This window comes from Jeotgalibaca arthritidis, from assembly GCF_011100465.1.
Taxonomy (GTDB): domain Bacteria; phylum Bacillota; class Bacilli; order Lactobacillales; family Aerococcaceae; genus Jeotgalibaca; species Jeotgalibaca arthritidis.
The window spans coordinates 138,342-156,675 of sequence record NZ_CP049740.1; the positions used below are offsets into that span (position 1 = coordinate 138,342).

At 36.9% G+C, this 18,334-nt stretch carries 18 protein-coding genes and 1 pseudogene; 8 read left to right on the forward strand and 11 right to left on the reverse strand.

Annotated features, from left to right (window positions below; genetic code table 11):
- Positions 1–11: 11 nt before the first annotated feature.
- The 3 genes from glgB to G7057_RS00710 form a co-directional block, all read right to left on the reverse strand.
- Positions 12–1,919, reverse strand: a complete 1,908-nt coding sequence (gene glgB / locus G7057_RS00700) for a 1,4-alpha-glucan branching protein GlgB (protein ID WP_166160576.1) — start codon at positions 1,917–1,919, stop codon at positions 12–14.
- 359 nt (positions 1,920–2,278) lie between these two features.
- A complete protein-coding gene (locus tag G7057_RS00705; protein ID WP_166160577.1) occupies positions 2,279–3,583 on the reverse strand; it encodes an alkaline phosphatase family protein in 1,305 nt (434 codons plus the stop codon).
- 98 nt (positions 3,584–3,681) lie between these two features.
- Complete coding sequence (locus tag G7057_RS00710) at positions 3,682–4,707, reverse strand: DUF4349 domain-containing protein (RefSeq protein WP_166160578.1); 1,026 nt, start codon at positions 4,705–4,707, stop codon at positions 3,682–3,684.
- A 403-nt stretch (positions 4,708–5,110) separates the two neighbouring features.
- On the opposite strand from G7057_RS00710, the gene G7057_RS00715 reads away from it, so the two are divergent.
- The gene (locus G7057_RS00715) at positions 5,111–5,908 is read left to right on the forward strand and encodes a hypothetical protein (RefSeq protein WP_166160579.1); all 798 of its coding nucleotides are present in this window, start codon (positions 5,111–5,113) and stop codon (positions 5,906–5,908) included.
- A gap of 35 nt (positions 5,909–5,943) precedes the next feature.
- On the opposite strand, the gene G7057_RS00720 is transcribed toward G7057_RS00715, so the two are convergent.
- Positions 5,944–6,351 carry a cytidine deaminase gene (locus G7057_RS00720; RefSeq protein WP_156892259.1) on the reverse strand — a complete coding sequence of 136 codons (408 nt, stop codon included), beginning with the start codon at positions 6,349–6,351 and terminating at the stop codon, positions 5,944–5,946.
- An 80-nt stretch (positions 6,352–6,431) separates the two neighbouring features.
- Positions 6,432–7,538 carry an iron-containing alcohol dehydrogenase family protein gene (locus G7057_RS00725; protein ID WP_166160580.1) on the reverse strand — a complete coding sequence of 369 codons (1,107 nt, stop codon included), beginning with the start codon at positions 7,536–7,538 and terminating at the stop codon, positions 6,432–6,434.
- A gap of 126 nt (positions 7,539–7,664) precedes the next feature.
- Between G7057_RS00725 and G7057_RS00730 the strand changes: the two genes are divergently transcribed.
- Complete coding sequence (locus G7057_RS00730) at positions 7,665–8,579, forward strand: AEC family transporter (RefSeq protein ID WP_227004674.1); 915 nt, start codon at positions 7,665–7,667, stop codon at positions 8,577–8,579.
- A gap of 35 nt (positions 8,580–8,614) precedes the next feature.
- Here G7057_RS00730 and G7057_RS00735 read toward each other — a convergent pair whose 3' ends face one another.
- From G7057_RS00735 to G7057_RS00745, 3 genes are all read right to left on the reverse strand, one after another.
- Positions 8,615–9,586, reverse strand: coding sequence for a DUF1002 domain-containing protein (locus G7057_RS00735; RefSeq protein ID WP_166160582.1), 972 nt, complete (start codon positions 9,584–9,586; stop codon positions 8,615–8,617).
- A gap of 97 nt (positions 9,587–9,683) precedes the next feature.
- Positions 9,684–10,223: a hypothetical protein gene (locus tag G7057_RS00740; protein WP_166160583.1), complete on the reverse strand. Its 540-nt coding sequence runs from the start codon at positions 10,221–10,223 to the stop codon at positions 9,684–9,686.
- Positions 10,224–10,331: 108 nt separating this feature from the next.
- A complete protein-coding gene (locus G7057_RS00745) occupies positions 10,332–10,850 on the reverse strand; it encodes a transcription repressor NadR (protein WP_166160584.1) in 519 nt (172 codons plus the stop codon).
- Between the two features lie 124 nt (positions 10,851–10,974).
- On the opposite strand from G7057_RS00745, the gene G7057_RS00750 reads away from it, so the two are divergent.
- From G7057_RS00750 to G7057_RS00765, 4 genes and pseudogenes are all read left to right on the forward strand, one after another.
- Positions 10,975–11,418 carry a GNAT family N-acetyltransferase gene (locus tag G7057_RS00750; protein ID WP_166160585.1) on the forward strand — a complete coding sequence of 148 codons (444 nt, stop codon included), beginning with the start codon at positions 10,975–10,977 and terminating at the stop codon, positions 11,416–11,418.
- An 11-nt stretch (positions 11,419–11,429) separates the two neighbouring features.
- Positions 11,430–11,657: a hypothetical protein gene (locus G7057_RS00755; RefSeq protein ID WP_166160586.1), complete on the forward strand. Its 228-nt coding sequence runs from the start codon at positions 11,430–11,432 to the stop codon at positions 11,655–11,657.
- Between the two features lie 129 nt (positions 11,658–11,786).
- Positions 11,787–13,178 (forward strand): annotated as a pseudogene (locus tag G7057_RS00760) (KUP/HAK/KT family potassium transporter); the annotation flags it as partial.
- A gap of 162 nt (positions 13,179–13,340) precedes the next feature.
- A protein-coding gene (locus tag G7057_RS00765; protein WP_405002643.1) for an IS3 family transposase occupies positions 13,341–14,785 on the forward strand; the annotation gives its coding sequence in 2 pieces (ribosomal slippage) (positions 13,341–13,883 and positions 13,886–14,785; 1,443 coding nt in all).
- Between the two features lie 205 nt (positions 14,786–14,990).
- Here the strand turns inward: G7057_RS00765 and G7057_RS00770 are convergent.
- From G7057_RS00770 to G7057_RS00780, 3 genes are all read right to left on the reverse strand, one after another.
- Positions 14,991–15,653 (reverse strand): YrrS family protein, encoded by a 663-nt coding sequence (locus tag G7057_RS00770; protein WP_166160587.1) that lies wholly within the window; start codon positions 15,651–15,653, stop codon positions 14,991–14,993.
- An 85-nt stretch (positions 15,654–15,738) separates the two neighbouring features.
- On the reverse strand, positions 15,739–16,197 hold the full coding sequence (locus G7057_RS00775; RefSeq protein WP_166160588.1) for a threonine/serine exporter family protein: 459 nt from the start codon (positions 16,195–16,197) through the stop codon (positions 15,739–15,741).
- On the reverse strand, positions 16,197–16,961 hold the full coding sequence (locus G7057_RS00780; protein WP_166160589.1) for a threonine/serine exporter family protein: 765 nt from the start codon (positions 16,959–16,961) through the stop codon (positions 16,197–16,199). The genes G7057_RS00775 and G7057_RS00780 overlap by 1 nt, the downstream gene beginning before the upstream one ends.
- 159 nt (positions 16,962–17,120) lie before the next feature.
- Between G7057_RS00780 and G7057_RS00785 the strand changes: the two genes are divergently transcribed.
- Both G7057_RS00785 and G7057_RS00790 read left to right on the forward strand, forming a co-directional pair.
- The gene (locus G7057_RS00785) at positions 17,121–17,912 is read left to right on the forward strand and encodes an NAD-dependent epimerase/dehydratase family protein (RefSeq protein ID WP_166160590.1); all 792 of its coding nucleotides are present in this window, start codon (positions 17,121–17,123) and stop codon (positions 17,910–17,912) included.
- 76 nt (positions 17,913–17,988) lie between these two features.
- On the forward strand, positions 17,989–18,285 hold the full coding sequence (locus tag G7057_RS00790; protein WP_076765519.1) for a hypothetical protein: 297 nt from the start codon (positions 17,989–17,991) through the stop codon (positions 18,283–18,285).
- The last annotated feature ends 49 nt before the right edge of the window (positions 18,286–18,334 follow it).

Below are 18,334 nucleotides of genomic sequence, written 5' to 3' on the forward strand. Positions count from 1 at the left end.
TTCCCCTCCTTCTATTTTTTACTTACACCATAAATACGTTTTGGTCTGATGTAGAGCGTTCCTGAAGCAGGAACAGTCACTTCTATTGTATGGCTGAATTGCTTATAGTTTTGTTCTGTCGTTTTCATGTCCGCTTGTTTAGTCGTCCAAGTACCACCAAATTCTTTCATTTCCGTGTTTAACAATTCCTCATATGTGCCTTCATAAGGAACACCTACGACAAATGACCGTCTCTCGATAGGTGTAAAATTACTAATAATGATTAAGAAATCACGTTCTTTTTCTGATTTTCTAATAAACGACAAGATGGTTTCAGCATGATTATCTGCATCGATTATTTCAACACCTGTATAAGAATCGTCGATTTCATGTAAAGCTTTCTGTTCTTTATAAAGCTGATTTAACTGTTTGATGAAGAATTGGTATTCGGTATTAAACGGCTGCTTAAGAACACCCCACTCTACCTCTTCATGGAATCGCCATTCTAAAAACTGACCAATTTCATTTCCCATAAAGTTAAGTTTCTTACCAGGATGAGCAAACATGTAGGCTTGTAAACTTCTTAGACCAGCAAATTGATTGTACCGATCACCTGGAATACGACCGAGCAAAGAACGTTTACCATGAACAACCTCATCATGAGAGATCGGCAATAAGAAGTTCTCATTAAAAGCGTACATAAAGGAAAAAGTGAGTAAATTAAAATGGTCCTTACGATAAAGAGGGTCAATTGAAAAGAACTTCAATGTATCGTTCATCCAACCCATATTCCATTTATAATTAAAGCCCAATCCACCCATTTCAACCGGTTTTGTGACATTTGCCCAAGATGTGCTCTCTTCGGCAATCATTAAGGTTGTGTCATCATAACCAAACGCTACGGTATTTAATTTCTTCAAAAAATTAACGCCTTGTTTATTGTCATTACTACCATCTTCATTAGGTGTCCAAGGACCTTCATCATAATCCAGGTAAAGCATGTTAGATACAGCATCTACTCTAATACCATCAACATGGCACTCTTTAATCCAGAAAATAGCATTGGAAATTAAGAAACTATGAACTTGATTCTTACCTAAATCAAAATTTAAGGTGCCCCATCTCACATTATTGGCCCGATTGATATCATGGTACTCAAAAGTCGGGCTACCATCGTAATAGGCCAGTGCGTAGTCATTACGACAAAAATGTCCTGGTACCCAATCAACAATGACACCTATACCATTTTTATGTGCCTCTTCTACAAAAGCTTGAAAGTCTTCGACTGTTCCATATCTAGCTGCAACAGCATAGTAACCTGTTATTTGATAACCCCATGATGCTTCTAAAGGATGTTCCATAACCGGCATGAATTCAATATGGGTATAGCCCATTTCTTTCACATACGGAATTAATTCAGCTGCTAACTCTTTGAAATTATATGAACGACCGTCAGGATGGCGGCGCCATGAAGCAAAATGAACTTCGTAGATATTAAGAGGTTTTTGATAGATTTTTTTTCGCTTTTTATTGGCCTGCCATCTGCCATCTCGCCATTTTCTATCAGGTAAATCGCTAACGAGTGAGGCATCTTTTGGAGGGACCTCAAAGGCATGAGCATAGGGATCAATCTTTAAGAAATGGCGGCCATGTTGGTCTTCAATCTGGTATTTATAGCAGTCTCCTTCTGTGGCTACTTGTGTGAACACCGACCAAGCTCCCGTATCACCTATTTTTTCCATTTCTATGCTTTCCCATTGAGAGAAATCGCCTACTAAACACACATTCTTCGCATGAGGTGCCCAAACTGTGAAACGCCAACCATCTAACTGATCTTCAAAACTACGTTTACTTCCAAAAACGTGATAACTCTCAAAATGATTACCATGATTAAACAAATAAAGTTCTTCTTCTAAATCTTGATAGATATTTCTTTTCATATTTACATAGCTCCTTTCTGCAAAAAAATGATGGTTTTACCACTTCTTTAAATGATAATGTCATTAAAATGATTATATTCATATAATAACACTGGAAAATCATTTCTGCTAATAATCTTGCAATTTTCATAGTCTTTTAACGAACAAATTGATAGGATTTGTTCACAGTTTTTTCATATAACAGCTTTCTAGTCAAATTGAAAGCACATTCAATATGTTTTTATCGTTTTTACAATATATGTATAGTCATGTAGATATCTCATGTATACATCACTAACATTTTAATGAGTTTTCTCCTCAAATGTTAAGATTTATATTTTTAATCAGTACAAACAAAAAAAGCAATAGCCATTATATGGCTATTGCTTTTGAATTGATTTATTCAAAAAAAGTTCATGCAAAATACGACCATCTGTTTTAGTTGGATAGTCCAGTCCAATCGCATGTAGAAAAGTTGGCCCTTCATCAATTAAGCGCGCACGATCAAGCCGCGCCTTTTCGTCTATACCTGGCCCCGATAAGAGCATCATAGTTGTGTAATTTTTCTTTTCAGGATGAAAGCCATGAGTTGCCTTCAGTAGCTTTCTACCTTTAACCGTCTTAGCTGTGCTCTCCATAAAAGGATAAGTAACATCATCAGCAAAATAGTAGCCTTTTTTGGCTTCAATCATAAAGATACAGTTGGAATCTGCTCCGTCCCACTTCATATCATCAGCTGTATAAATGTTATCAATTCGAGAATCAATACCTTTTAAAGCATCCAAAATCATCTTATTGGTAATAGACGGATCATTTCGGTAAATATAAGCTGCACCATCTGCAGACTTCACAATCACCTTCCATGATTTAATGGCATTTTTACGATTAACGGTCAGCCAGCCTTTGTCTAAAAACAAATAATTAGGACGTACAACCGTATGAGTGTCAATCTGATAATGATCTCCTAATACCGCAAGAATAGTATCCTCATAAGTCCCTGCTTCTTCCATAGCAGCTAACAATCGGCCTAATCGTTCATCCATTCTAATAATCGCTTCTCTAGCTTGGTTACTACGAACCCCGTACTCATGTCGCATACTGTCTAAGTCAACTAAATGAATCGCCATTAAATCTGGCTTCTTATTGATAATAGTATCTACCGCGACAGCCGTTACAAAATCATCTAATTCAGGTTGATCAATTCCATTTCTTAAATGCTTATACTTTTTATTCATTTCAAGGACATATTTTAGCGTAGAGGCATAAGCAGAAACCATGACTTGATTTTGCCACGGTTTATTAGGGAAGATTTCAGCGATATTATAATCAATTGACTTACTTCTCCCAGTTACTGGCCATAAAATAGATGCTGTTGTGTAACCTGCTTTTTTCGCAACGTCAAAAAAACTTGGTGTTTTGATTTCATCTGCATACCAATACCAGTCAGGATCTAAACGTTCTGGCTGTAAATGAGTATTATTAATAATACCATGTTTATCTGGATACATACCTGTCGCAATGGATGTATGTGCCATATAAGTAAGCGATGGATAAACCGTCCGCACACCCGTTACTTGAGCACTTTTAGCCATAATACGTTTAAAATGAGGTAGTGTTGCTGCATACTCCAAATCAGCATCACCAAACGCATCCAAAGATATCACACAAAGTTTCTTTTTAGTCATTTTCCAGCCCTCCTCTATTAAGATAATCATAACACAAGAACACCTAATATTGGCTATAAAAAGAAGGAGCATTTCTTATCGAAATGCTCCTTTCATAACTATTTACCTTGGTCTGAAGGCGGTGTTTCTTTTTTATCTTCGGCTTCTGTTGGCTGTTTTACTTTATTTTCGACAGGTTTTATTGACGGTGAGCTTGTACGTTTACGGTTTGCCAATCGCTCACGTTGTGCCACTAATGCTTTTTCTCTTCTTTCTTCCCTTTTCTTGTAGAAGCTTGTTTGTTGGAACCAATGGCTCACTCCCATGAAAAGCAACAGTAACAAGCCAATAATAATTAAGAATGGCAAAGCATAAACCAACCAAATAACCGCATCTTGTAACCAATAATAGAAAACAAAAATAGAATCTAGTACTGCTTCTTTTAACCGCGACCAGAAAGATATGCCACTACCGCGTGTCTCAGACAAACGTTGTCGTTCAGAAACGGTTAGATAAACTTCGGTATAGGCAATTAAATCATCCATCGATTCCAGTTGCGTCTGTAAACTCTCCCGTTCAGCGATTGTATTACTTAAATTATCCTCAATTTGCAGAATTTGTTCAATCGTCGTTGCTTCTGCTAATAATTCCGTTAAGCGCGTTTCCTTTTGATTCAATACTTCAATCCGTGCTTCTGTATCACGATAAGTTTGGGTCACATCTTCTGATCCAATTTGCTCACTTACCTTCGTTGCCTCCATTCCCTCAAGCCCTTTTAAAAAGTTACTTAAGTTTTCTGTTGGCACACGCAAGGTGTATTCAACACGTTTGTACTCTCTTGCATCAGGTCCAAATGTGCCTGATGGCGAGTAACTTGATTCATAAGAATATTCAATATATGCCTGGTGAGCATTAATTGTCTCTTGAATATGCGATAGTGTTTCGCTAAAGACTAGTGTTTCATAATTCAAAGTTACTGTCTTAATGACCTTTTCACCGATTAAATTCGATTCCCCATCCAAACTATTTTCTTGATAGTCACCAACCATACCAGGCGAATAACTATTCGTGCTCCCACCTTGGTCAGTACAAGCCGATAAAATAAATGCTAATAAAACAATAATGACACTAAGGCCCTTCTTCATGTTTTCTCCTCCTTTAAGTAACCCTTATTTCATATTAATTATAGCAGTGTAGCTATCGTTTAAGAAACAATATGAGTAGAAATAGAAAAAGAGCCACCACTCATTAAAATGAGTGATGGCTCTTTATTGCGGCATGATTACTCATGGATAAAGAATGGTTCACATCCATCTTTATCATACATCCACTTCCTGTGGTGTGCTAAGCACGTATGTCCCGCATCAACTGCAATGATTAACATTGCAAGTCGCCTCGTCGCATAAAAATCATTATAGCACCTTCTTATAAAAAAGAAAAGCTTTATTTTCAAGAATTTTGACTAGCTTTAAAAGTGATTTCTTCTTGTCTTTCAAATTAAACTCCTTTATGCTAGGTAAGAAGAGAATATAAAGGAGACCATGTCCGATGAAAGAATGTTATTTTTGCCAAAGTATTATCCCCGAGGATGCGACGGTTTGTCCGATGTGTGATTCTGACTTAACACAAGTTGAAAGCAAAGCTGTAGATGCAACACTAAATCCTGAACCTTATATCTTTAATCAAGAAGTTAAATCAAGAAAATTAGAAAAAAGCTTTAGTTTTACAAAACTAGCTCATGCAGTCGTTAGCTATGTGAACTACCATATTCATCGTTTCTCAGACCCCATTAGTGTTTCTGAAACGGAACATACAGCAGGTTTTGGCTATGTGTCCATTTTACTTGCCTCGTTACTCTCAGCAAGCATTGTCACCAAGGTCGTTGGCGCATTAGATGAGGCCTATCATTTTATGATGTCAATTTCCATTTTACCTACTCTGACTGTCAAATTTCAGCCTATGCAGTGGTTCTGGAAAGCGAGCGTCTTTTTTGTCATTTACTTCCTACTGCTAGCATTCTTTAGCTTCCTATTCAAAAAAGCAGCCGCGACTGAGCGGGTTAATTTTAATCACTGGGTAACGCAATATACAGCTAGCAATACCTTTTTCTTTTTTGTATTAATCATTACTTTCCTTTTAGCTTTGGTTTTACCTCTAGCGCTAGCTATTCCATGTCTGTTAATTGTTATCTTGCATGCTATTTCCTATGTTATTTCATTTATTAGTAGCCTGTTTACAATGGAACGGAAATCGACGGTTAACCGCACCTTTTACCAAAGTCTAGTTGGAATCAGTATCCATTTCTTAATCATGAGTTTTATCGCTTATTTCTTAATTAAATTGTAAAAAAAGCAGATCTGGGAAAAATCCCAGATCTGTTTTTAGTTATCTAATGTAGAAAATGCATACGGTACAAGTTCGTCAACCGTTACTTCCTTAATATCATTATTACCATTGGTCAAGTAAATGGGTGTATCTGCTTGGCAGAGTTCTACCATTACTTGGCGGCAAATACTACATGGTGTAATGTAATCCTTTGTATTAGCTGATACTGCAATCGCTACAATATCTTCCTTTGAATAGCCATTAGCAATTCCTGTAAACAAGGCTGTTCGCTCCGCACAATTGGTTGCTCCAAATGATACATTTTCAACGTTTACGCCTTGAATAATGGTGTCATCCTTGTAAAGAACTGCTGCACCAACTGGGAAATGTGAATAAGGAACATAGGCACGTTCTTTAATCGTTTGCGCCTTTTCAACTAACAACTTAATTTGATTCTCTTGAATTTTCAACGTTTGAAAGTCCTTTCGAATAGATGTGATGTTTATCCATTATACCTTATTTCAAATAAATATACCGCTAAAAATTAAAAAGATTCTAGCTTTTTAATAGCTTGAACAAGATTTTCAGCATTAACTGGATAAGGTAAGTTATGAACCGGTAGCTCTGGCAAGCTAGCACGATTGGCAATATCCGTTAAATCCTCATCTGTTAAATAATCCAGTTTCATATCAGCTAATGATATCGGAATAGCCAAGCTAGTATAAAACTGACGTAAGCGGGTAATTTCATCCCATTTTTCTTCCAAGGATAACTGCACTAGAATACCATAGCCCACTTTATGGCCATGAAGAAAGTGATGTGCTTCTGGATAAATTGTAAGAGCGTCATGAATTTCATGAGCAACTGTTGTTCGTGCCAAGTCATCACCAAATCCTCCTACTAACCCACTAATAGAAATAATAACCTCACTCACTGCAACAAAATCTGCCGTTAAGTGATTTTGATCAAGGTCCTCAAGTGCTTTCCCACCCTTTTCCAAGATGGTTTGTTGGCACAATTGCGCAGCTGTCTGAGCCATAGTTAAGAATGGTTGTGTTTGAAGATGAGGTTGACTTAAAATTTCATCTGATTCGTACCATTTAGCTAACGTATCTGCCATACCTGCAATAAAGTAATCCCTCGGCGCATCAAAAATTAAACGCGGTTCAATGAGTAAAAGCAAGGCTTGAATAGGAAGGACATCCAAGCGATCAAAGCTGCCATCTTCATGATAAAGAACACTCACCGGTGTCCAAGGTGCACAATTACTTGCTAAAGTTGGGACTAAAACAAATGGGCAACGATTAGCTAAATAAGCGGCATACTTAACCGTATCCATTATTTTCCCGCCACCTACTCCAATAACAACATCAGCATTGGACTCTTCAATCACTGTTTTAATGCTATTTATTGTCGGATCCGTACACTCGCCACTGAATTGGTATTCTTCAATTGAAAAGTTAGACCGGTAAATACTTTTAAAATAAGGGCGTGCTTTCTTCCATGATAAGTTTCCGTGAACAATCAGTATTTTTTTAGCTTTCATCTGGTAAAGTTGATGTGTTAATTCGTCAATGGCGCCTTCTTCACAACGATATTGCTGTGGTCCCACCCGAACGAATGACAAGGGCTGATTTTGCATCTGTGACATGCCTCCAAAACATTTGTTTTTATTACTTCCTTATTATAAAACAATTCTTCCATAAAATCTGTATTATCTTATGTTATTATAGGGCTATCATTCGTTTTTTCAAAGAAAGGAGCCTGTCATTTGAGTATGTTTGCTATTCTATTTAATCAGATGATGACGATGTCATTGTTGATTGCCTTTGGATTTGTACTTGTTCGAACGAAAGTGATAAACAGTGAGGGAGCGAGACAAATCTCCACTATTTTAGCCATGTTTGTTATGCCAGCATCTATGATCGCTTCATTTAATGCTAATTTTGATTTAGCTCGTTTAAAATTATTTGGTTGGGCCGTAGTTGCAGCACTCGCTACAATTATCGGTCGTATTTTTATCAATCAATTTATTTTCAAAAAAGACCAACGTATTGAAAAATATGCAGCAACTTTTGCAAATTCTGGTTTTTTTGGTATTCCCATTGTTATCGCACTTTTTGGTCATGAAGGTGTCTTTTTCTTAACGCCATATATTATGTGTAATAATATCTTGCAGTGGACGTATGGTCGCGCACTCATTTCAGGCGATAAAAAAGCTATGACTCCAAAGAAAGCCTTCACTAATCCTGGTATGATTGGGGCTGTCATTGGTCTTACTATCTACATCAGCCAGCTTCCCCTTCCTCAATTTATGTGGACGGCGGTTAGTAATGTCGCCTCCTTACAGACTGCACTAGCCATGATGATTATTGGTAGCTACCTTGCTAATAGTGACTTGATGACCATTTTTAAAAATAAGTCGGCCTATTTAACTGTCTTTATGCGACTAATTTTTACACCGCTTGTTGCTATTTTAATGATTTATCTGTTACCAATTAATAACTTTGAAGTAGAAATCGTCTTGACGATTGCTTCGGTAGCACCAGCAGCAGTTAATACGGCTATACTCGGTCGTTTGTTTGGTGGCGACTATGAATACGGCGCTAGAATTGTTGTTCTGACTTCTATATTCTCTATTTTTACGATTCCATTTATGATGCAGTTTGCAGAATTTATTTATACCTTATAAAAAAAGCTGTCCCCATGCGAAGGGACAGCTTTTTTCTAGTTAAATAGACCGGTTATCGCTTGCCAAATATCCTGGAAGAATTTAGCAATTTTATCCATAACGCCATTTTTTTCTGCTTTCGTAATTAAGTCAGAGACTTTGTCTTGTACACTATTTGCAAGGTCAGTTAGTTGGTCTTTTACTTCTTGCGAATCAATAGCAGAGGTTTGTTGGTATTTCTCAAATAAATCTAGCAAACGATCAAATTGCTCTTGAGTCACATAATCGCCTAAATTAGCATTAGCCAATGCTTCATTAATAATACGTTCAATATCTTCGCGGGTAGCTAGCTCACCTTGGCTTTCTTTCAGATCAGCTAATGATTGTTTAATTTCAATAATAGCTTGATCAAGTTGCGAGCCATCAAATCCTTCAACACCTTCATTTTCTTGAACGATTTGGTTCGTTGTTTCCAATTCTTCTTGAGCCACTTCCATACGGTCTTGTTCTAATTCTTCACCATTTGCATCAAATGCTTTATAAATACCTGTTAAGGCACTCTCACCTGTTACACGACTCACACTCGCCACACTAATCTTAGCGTCTGAAACCCCAGCTGTGATAGCGGCGTTGATGTATTGATCTGCTGTAATTTGAGTGATATTTTCAGGCGTTTGAATAACGACTTCCACACCCTTGCCTGCATCTTGCTTCTGCACAATAACAGATGAAATCATCGCTGATGTGTCCGTTTCACCATCGTTTAAATAATGCTGTAAATCCTCACCCGTAACAGCAAATGAATGAACATTATCAGGATTTTCAATGTTTAGCAGGGTCATCGTTTCTTCAATCTGAGCTTCTGACAAGCCTCCGCCATATACGAAAGTTGGTTTGCCCCATTTCTCATTAACAACCGTCGTATCAATACCATTTGAACTCGCTTGAGTATAGATAGGGAATATGGCACTACTTCCCATAGTTAATAGTGTTGTCAGTAATAATAATGATTTATTTCTTTTTCTCATTTTTCCTGACCTCCTTTTCTCCCTCATTTTAAACTAAATCTTCTTTTATTTCCTCAGCCCTGAGGCCGATTAAGAAAAGTTTAAAAAAGAAGAGGCCTTAGCCTCTTCTTTTTAGTGTTTTCCATACAATTTGAGCCAACCAAAAATCAACCATACTGTGAATCACTGTCCCAACACCAACGAGTAACATCACTGATGTGAGCAGTCCTTTATCGTAGTACGCTGCAGTTAAATTACCAGCAAAATAAAAAATACTAACCACAATAACTTCACAAGTCGCATGTAATAATCCAATTAATAAGTTAAATAACCAGCTCTTTTTAGTATCTATAATAAGTTCAGGCTTAGCTTCCAGATACTTAGCGCCAAGAAAGGCAAAAATCATATGGCTAGCTGCTCGCAATGCAATCACAATGGGAAATCCACCTAGAACAAATCCCATTGCTGTACCAAAAGCAACCGCAAGAGCGACATAGGGAGATATAAACATGGCAATAAATGTAGCCACATGACTTGCCAATGTAAAGGAGGCTGGCTCCAAAACAATTTTTAAGGGGGAAATCATAGGGATTAAAATGCCAACCGCAATTAATAAGGCGGCCGTTGTTAGTGTTCCTGTGCGTGATCGTTTATTCATAAATTAAAACCCTTCCTTCACATGTCATATTTACAGGTGTCAAGACACCTGCCCCATTTATTATAATACGACATATTAAAAAGTCAACACAGTTTTACCGATACCAAATTATTGATACAGGATACCCACCTTTTTTAAAGCATCTTGAATCTGATCAAAGGTTTGCTTGTCCTTGCATTTTACAGTGTGAATGTGAATACCGTCAGTCAGTGAAGATAACATCTTACTTTTATTGTTCACCATATCAACAATAAAGGCATCTACATCATGGATTGTTTTTATTCGCAAGACACCTGATAACAATCCATAGAGCGGGTGCTCAACTTGAACATCCAACACTTCCCCACCATGTCGAACAATAATATCTAACTCTTGACGGGTTTGACTTTCTGAGTGTTGACACACTAGCTTGGCTGTAAAGCCATTTAAAATAACGTCTTTGTCTCCGTATAAGTAGCCTCTTGGTGTTGATAAAATTTCATTCCCCTCAGCTCTTAACAAAGCAATGTCGCCCACAATAATTTGTCGACTCACTTGAAATTCATCTGCCAGTTGCCTTGCTGCAACTGGATTCGTTTCATTTTCTAAAATGGAAATAATAGCCTCTCTTCTTTTTGAAGCGCTCATAGGATTACCTACCTTTTCTAAAAAAATACGTTCTCTCTATGTCCTATCATACCATGTTGAGACTGACATTTCCCTTACATTCCTTTATAATAGTGTTACACATATTAGTAGAAAGGATGGTCGCATGGTTGACTTAGTTAATATTAGCAAAGAGAATATTGACGCTTGCTTAGCTCTATCACCACAAGCATGGCAAGAAAAATATAGCAAGTCCGTGGCAGAACATTTATCCCGTGCTTACATCGAACCCGAAACACTCATTCCATTAGCAGTTCAATTAAATAAAACAATTATCGGTTTCCTTATTTTCAGATTCGAAAACAATAAAAACCGTATTCGCATTGTTGATATTTTTATCGATCAATGGATGCAAGAAAAAGGTTATGGTAGACAAACTCTCATAAGCTTTTTAGAATTAGCTGAAAATTTTGAAAACTATGATAAAATATATAGTCTGGTCGACATGGGCAACTTAGAAGCGCGGAAAGCTTTTGAAGCTGCTGGTTTCATGCGTGGCATCGTCGATATCGAAAATCGACTAAACGAAATGATTTTTATTTTACGTTAGAAGGTGAAAAAATGAGAGCTGATCTTTATGAGGCTTATCAAGAATGGCGTTCTGGTATGCTTGATTTTCAAGATGACTTAAGTTGGGAAGAATCTGAGGAAGCAGACTTTGCTGTTTGGGATGCTGCAGACCACAATGCCAGAGACGATTTCAACTTGTTCTTAGCGTCAAAAGCACTTGATCAAGTGAGTTTTCAAGACATGAAGGCAATGGAAATTCAATATGATGCGGAAATGTAAATAATGTTCCGATAAAGCTTATAAACTCAAGGTTTATAAGCTTATTTTTTTTGAAAAAAATCAAGATATTTTGATTGACTAATCCCACTAAAAACCTATAATAAGCATTATTTTAGAGGAGTATCAAAAATGGAAAGCAAAACATCCGACAATCAGCAAAATAAATTAAAACTTGCTGGATTACTTGTCACAATCGGTATTGTCTATGGCGATATCGGTACATCACCATTGTATGTTATGAAATCACTCATTAGTGGGAATGGTGGATTGGCTTCAATTTCTAAGTAGTTTATTTACGGTTCGCTTTCACTCGTCTTTTGGACAATCACGCTTCTTACCACTGTCAAATATGTTGGAATCGCTCTGAGAGCCGACAACCACGGTGAAGGTGGTATTTTCTCTCTTTATGCGCTCATTCGTAAAAAAGCGAAATGGTTGATTATCCCCGCTATTATCGGCGGCTCGTCCCTTTTGGTTGATGGTATTTTAACACCAGCTGTTACTGTTACAACTGCTATAGAGGGGTTGCGAGGTATTCCATTTTATGTTGATACGTTTGGTAGTAGCCAACAAACGGTTATTATCATTACCTTAATTATTATTAGTTTTCTATTTTTGATTCAACGCTTTGGTACCGAACTAATTGGTCGCTTTTTTGGTCCCATTATGTTTTTATGGTTTTCTTGTATGGCTGTCGTTCTTTACTTCCAAAACTCTCATCATATGGAAGCCGCTTATGGATTAGCTATTACGATTACCATGTTAATGACGACGATTTTACTTTACAACTACTTAACAATGAAGCATATTTCAAAATTCATTTCTATTCCTATTTTATTATTTTTCGGTGGTTTAGAACTCGCCTTTTTCGCATCGAGTGTAACTAAATTCTTCCATGGTGGATTTGTTACCGTGATTATGGCACTCCTTATTATCGGTATCATGATGGTTTGGAACCGAGCATTTAATATTGAGCGTAATGTTGCAAAAGAAGTGCCACTAAGTGACTTCATAGACCGTATTAAAGCAATTAGAGATGACAACTCTATTCCGATGTATGCCACTAATTTGGTTTATTTAACGAGCAAGGCTAGACCTGGCTATGTGTATAGTAAAGTCATGTATTCCATCTTCGATAAGCAACCAAAGCGCGCTCAGGTGTATTGGTTTGTCAATGTAGATGTAACTGACCAACCAAGAACGATGGAATATGTCGTTGAAAAATTCGATACAAACTACATTATTAAAGTCCAATTGCATCTCGGTTTTAGAATTGAACAACAAGTCAGCACTTACTTGCGTCAGGTCGTTATTGATTTGATGAAAGCTGGTGAAATAGAAAATCAACCGCAGCCTTGGACAACTGCTGAATCAAATCGGAATGTGGGAGACTTCTGTTTTGTTCTTGTTCGTGAAGAGCTTTCCACTGACTCAGAACTATCTTCTCTCGACCGCTTTGTGATGCAGATTAAATTAACCATCAAAAAAATTGCCCTATCACCGATTAAATGGTTTGGCTTAGAGTATACAGACGTCAAACTCGAAACCGTTCCTCTTTTAGTTGGTAAACGTAAAAAAAACACAACTCAAACGTGTGTATCATTAATCAAAAAAAGCGGGTTGTGGAAGTGTAGAGGCCCCCAAAAGTTAGACCAAAAATCTAACTTTTGGGGGTTTATTTTTATGGCAAAATATTCACTAGAATTTAAATTGGAAATTGTAAAACATTATCTGGGGAACTATGGTGGCTACCTAGTGGTAGCAAAGAAATATAATATACAAGAATCTATTGTAAGAAGATGGGTTAATAGCTATCAACAATTTGGAATCGAAGGACTGAAACGTAGTAAGAATCAAACTCATTACTCTGTTGATTTTAAGCTTAGTGCTGTAAAATTATATGAAACAACAGAGATGAGTTATCGAGAAGTAGCCAATTCATTAGGGATGAATAACCCTAGTTTAATTTGTAATTGGCGCACTACTATCCTCAAGAAAGGCGTCGATGGCTTATCAGAACAGAGAGGTAGGCCACCGAAAATGGGTAGACGGAAGAAAGCTGATAAGAAAGTATTTCAGGATCCAAAGAATATAACTAGAGAAGATGTAAACGTTGAGCGTCTGAGACAACTTGAAAACGAAAATCGTGATTTGAGAATCGAGAATGAATTTTTAAAGGAATTAGGGAGATTGCAGGAAGCAGAGAAACAGCAACAAAGAAACAAATAGTTCAAGCAATCTACAATCTCCATAATATTAATAAATTCAAATTAGTTGATATTTTGAGAGTAACTGGCTTTCCAAAGGCAACTTATCACTATATTAGGAAGCAATCTAAACGCCCAGACAAGGATAAAGTTTACAAAGATGCTTTACTAAAACTAAGAGAGAAAAATAAAGATTATGGGTATAAAAGACTGACTCCCGAGTTAAAAAAATTAGGTTATCACATAAATCGGAAGAAAGTATTACGCTTAATGCGTGAATTAGGCATTCTTGTAACTGCCTTCTCACACAAAAGCAGAAAGTATAAGTCTTATAAGGGGACTGTAGGGAAAGTAGCATCAAATCGTTTAAAACGACGTTTTAACACATCAGTTCCACATCAAAAAATTACGACTGATACAACTGAATTCAAATACTATTATATGGACCAGTTAGGCAACACTCAGACAGGCAGACTTTATTTAGATCCTTATATGGATTTATTCAATAGCGAAATCATCAGTTTTCAAATAACAAAACGGCCTAACGGTGAAAGTATGATGGAAGCTTTGAAGACAGCTATAGAACGTACAAATGATTGCATATTCAGAAGAACGTTTCATTCAGACCAAGGCTGGGCTTATCAAATGAAACGGTATTCAAAAACTTTAAAAGATAATGATATCTTCCAAAGTATGTCTAGAAAAGGGAATTGTTATGACAATTCACCAATGGAAAATTTCTTTAGTATACTCAAACAAGAAATGTATTATGGTCAAACTTATCATAGTTTTGAAGAATTGGCTGAATCAATTACCACCTATATTAACTATTATAATGAAGAACGAATTAAAGAGAAACTAGGATGGCTAAGCCCCGTCCAGTATCGCAGCCAATATACTAATTCCATTGTCTTTTCATAGTTTCACATAAAGTTTCAATCTATCAAGAGTCGCTCCGCTACTACTCTTGACAGATTGAAATTTATGAGAAGTATTGTCGACAACAGGAATTAAGCCAAATTGCATGTATTAAAAAAGAGTTGACTAATCGGTCAACTCTCATAAAATTTAGTCTAACTTTTTGGGTCCACTATAAAGAAGCTAAATTCCACAATCCGCTTTTTATTTAAGATATTGCCTTTAATTCTTCATAACGTGTCGGCTGCCAACCTTCGTTAGCCACCCAAGATAAATAGACTTTATAGATTTGTCCACTCGTTGAATCAGTGAAAGTCACCGTTACCTTTTGTTCATCGTTATTTCTTCCGATCCAATTCACAACCATGTTAGCTACTGAAACACCTGTTGTTTGAGCGCTTGCTTCTTTCATCTCTGCCCAATCAACACTTGTCTCATCAAACTGAGTAACATGTGGTTCACTTTGTTGTGTTCCAATTGGCTCCCAAGTTCCAACATAAGCTCGAATAACATTCGAATCATCCGAAGGCACTTCATTGATTTCTGAATCATCAACCGAGTCACTCGAAGCTTCCTCATCATCACGCGTTTCTTCCTCTTCGTCGGAGGTTGTCTCTTCTTGGTCTGACTCTTCTTCGTCAGATGAATCGTCTAAGTGTGACGATGAGCTATCCTTTGGCGGTATAACAAACGATTGATTATCACCATTTTGTCCGAACTGACCAGAATCTTTGTCTGATCCTCCAAACAAGAACTCAAATCCTAATATTAGAGCAGCTACTACAACTAAACCAATCGATAATTTTTTTATTAAAGGTGATTGCTTATTTTTTTTATGGCGATTAACACGCGTTTCTTTTTCTTCAGACATCATTCTTCTCTCCCTCCGCATTATACTCTAGCATATTATAACACGTCATAAGTTATTAATTTGATTACGAGACTATTTCATTACATTACAATTTATTTTGCCGTTTCACTTTACTAATAACAATTAAGCGAGCTTGTAAACTAAATATCGCATCCACTACAAAAATCGCTAAGGCAATCGCACCTGATACCATAACTGCCTCTGTTAATTGCATCTCAGCATGGGGATAATCCCCATTTATAAATGAAAAAACGGCTCGATACACTGCTTCCCCCGGCACTAATGGAATAAAACCAGGTAAAAAGTAAACCGTTGCTGGTGTTTTTAAATAGCGAGCAAAATAATGGGATAAAAACGATACCACTACTGCCGCTAATAATGTTGAGGGAACTTTTTCATAAAACTGGCCTGCCAACAAGTAAACAAACCATGCACTTGCTCCTGTTAAAGCGGCGTATATTAACGAGCGTTTAGGAGCCTCCAAAAGAATGGCAAAGAAATAAACAGAAATAAAAGCCATCAGCGATTGCATTACAATCATCATTAGCCTATCCCTCCTACTACTAATCCTGCACCAATTCCAAGTGCGATAAAGATGGCAATCACAAACGCTTCAAGCACTTTTGCACCACCAGACATATAATCACCCTTAAAAATATCCCGAACCCCATTTGTCATGGCAGTACCAGGTAATAATGGCATGATTCCTGCAATAATTAATAAATCAAACTGGATATTAAAGGGCAAGACGCGTTGCATAAAGGTCGTCAGGACAGCGATAGAAAAACTAGCAACCATGTCTAGAATAAAGGGTCTAACCATCCATCTTCTTCCATAATGTGTAATGCATGCAATCGATGCAGATACTGGCATTAAGAAAACAAAGTCAAAGAAAGTTCCACCATACATTAAGAAAATCATTTGCACAAAAATAAAGGTTGCCAAATTTTTACGAAATGAATTGTATTGGATATCATCAATGTTTTGCAAAAATGAATAAGCCTCTTGAATCGTAATCGCACCTTCTGTAAATTTACGTGAGACATCATTAACCCGTGTTATTTTATTTAAATTAGTCGTTCGATTAGAAATGCGCTTAACGACCGTAATAGCATCCATATTTGAATTATCAAGTGTCGCAATCAAACCTGTTGTAATCGCAATAGCGTCAATCATTTCCAGGTCTGTTTTTTGAAGAATGCGTGTAACGGTCTCTTCCACACGGTAGGTCTCTGCATTACTTTCCAACATAATCTTGCCTGCTAAAACGGCAGTATCCATATATAATTCATAATCCATTTCCGGCATTTGATCACGCCCTCTCTCTTACATTCTGTTTTAGTATAACGCATTATCACTTTTCTTTCCTTATTTTAAAATTGCTTTTAAGGAAATGTTATCTTTTGACTTTTGATAGAAAGAAGCATACCTTATTGTTAGAAAGTAACCATATGAGGAGGATAAATAATGGCTAACATTTTGATAACCGGTGCTTCTGGAAATATTGGCACAGTTTTAACAGAACATCTAAAAGATAAACACGACTTAACCTTAGTTGATGTCGATCTCACTGATTTTCCTGATCATTTAAAAAATGGCTCGCGTTTAAAAGAAATAGACCTGATTGATCCTGAGAATGTCACTGGTTTACTAGACGGTATTGATTATCTGATTCATCTTGCTGGAGACCCTCGACCCGATGCAGATTTTTACGATTCTCTATTAGATTTAAATTACAAAGTACCCCATAATATGTTTAAAGAGGCAGTTAAGGAAGGCAGCTCTGTTAAACGAACTATTTTTGCCAGCTCTGTTCATGCCATAGGCGGCTATCCTGAAAACGTCCAAGTCAAAACGAGTGACTACCCTCATCCTGAAGATTTGTATGGCGTTTCTAAAGTCTATATGGAAGCTCTAGCTAGCTATCATGCCTATAAGTATGGGAAGGAATTTATTGGAATTCGTATCGGTGGCTTTGACAGCGATATTAGTCCCGGCGTAGCGAATGCTGATGGATTAGCGACACACCTTTCAAAAGGCGATATGTGTCATTTAATAGACTGTTGTTTAACAGCTGACTTAAAGCAACCCTTCCTACTAGTCAATGGCGTTTCTAACAATCGCTTCCCTCGTATGGATATTTCCCAAGCTTATTTTGATATTGGTTATGAGCCAAAAGATGATGCTTTTGAAATCCATGAGAATGGTCATTATGATTTTAAAGAAGAAGAACCGATTAAGATTGACCCAGAAGACTAATTTTTGAAAGGTTCACAAAATGAGCTTTTCTTGCTATCATAAGTAAGATCTTTTAGTTAGAAAGGACGATCTTACTGTGGCAAAACGAAAAAATAGTCAAATCCAAAAACGTAATATTCAACCTAAAGTAACAAGCGTATTCGATTCATCACGCTTGACGCCTGCTGAGGAGCAACTTCAAAAAGAGAACGAGAATACCTTCCTATTTACCATTATTGGGATGTTTTCAGGGATGGTCATTGGTCTTATTTTAAACCAAATGACGTTAGGCTTTATCATCGGTATCGCTATTGGAGCGGTTATTGACTTTATTATTAATCGCCAAAAACAAAAGAAACTGATGGCTAAACAGGATAACACTGATGAAAAATAAGACAGTTCTTGCTAAGGTGTTGCATTAGCAAATAGTCTGTGATAAAGTA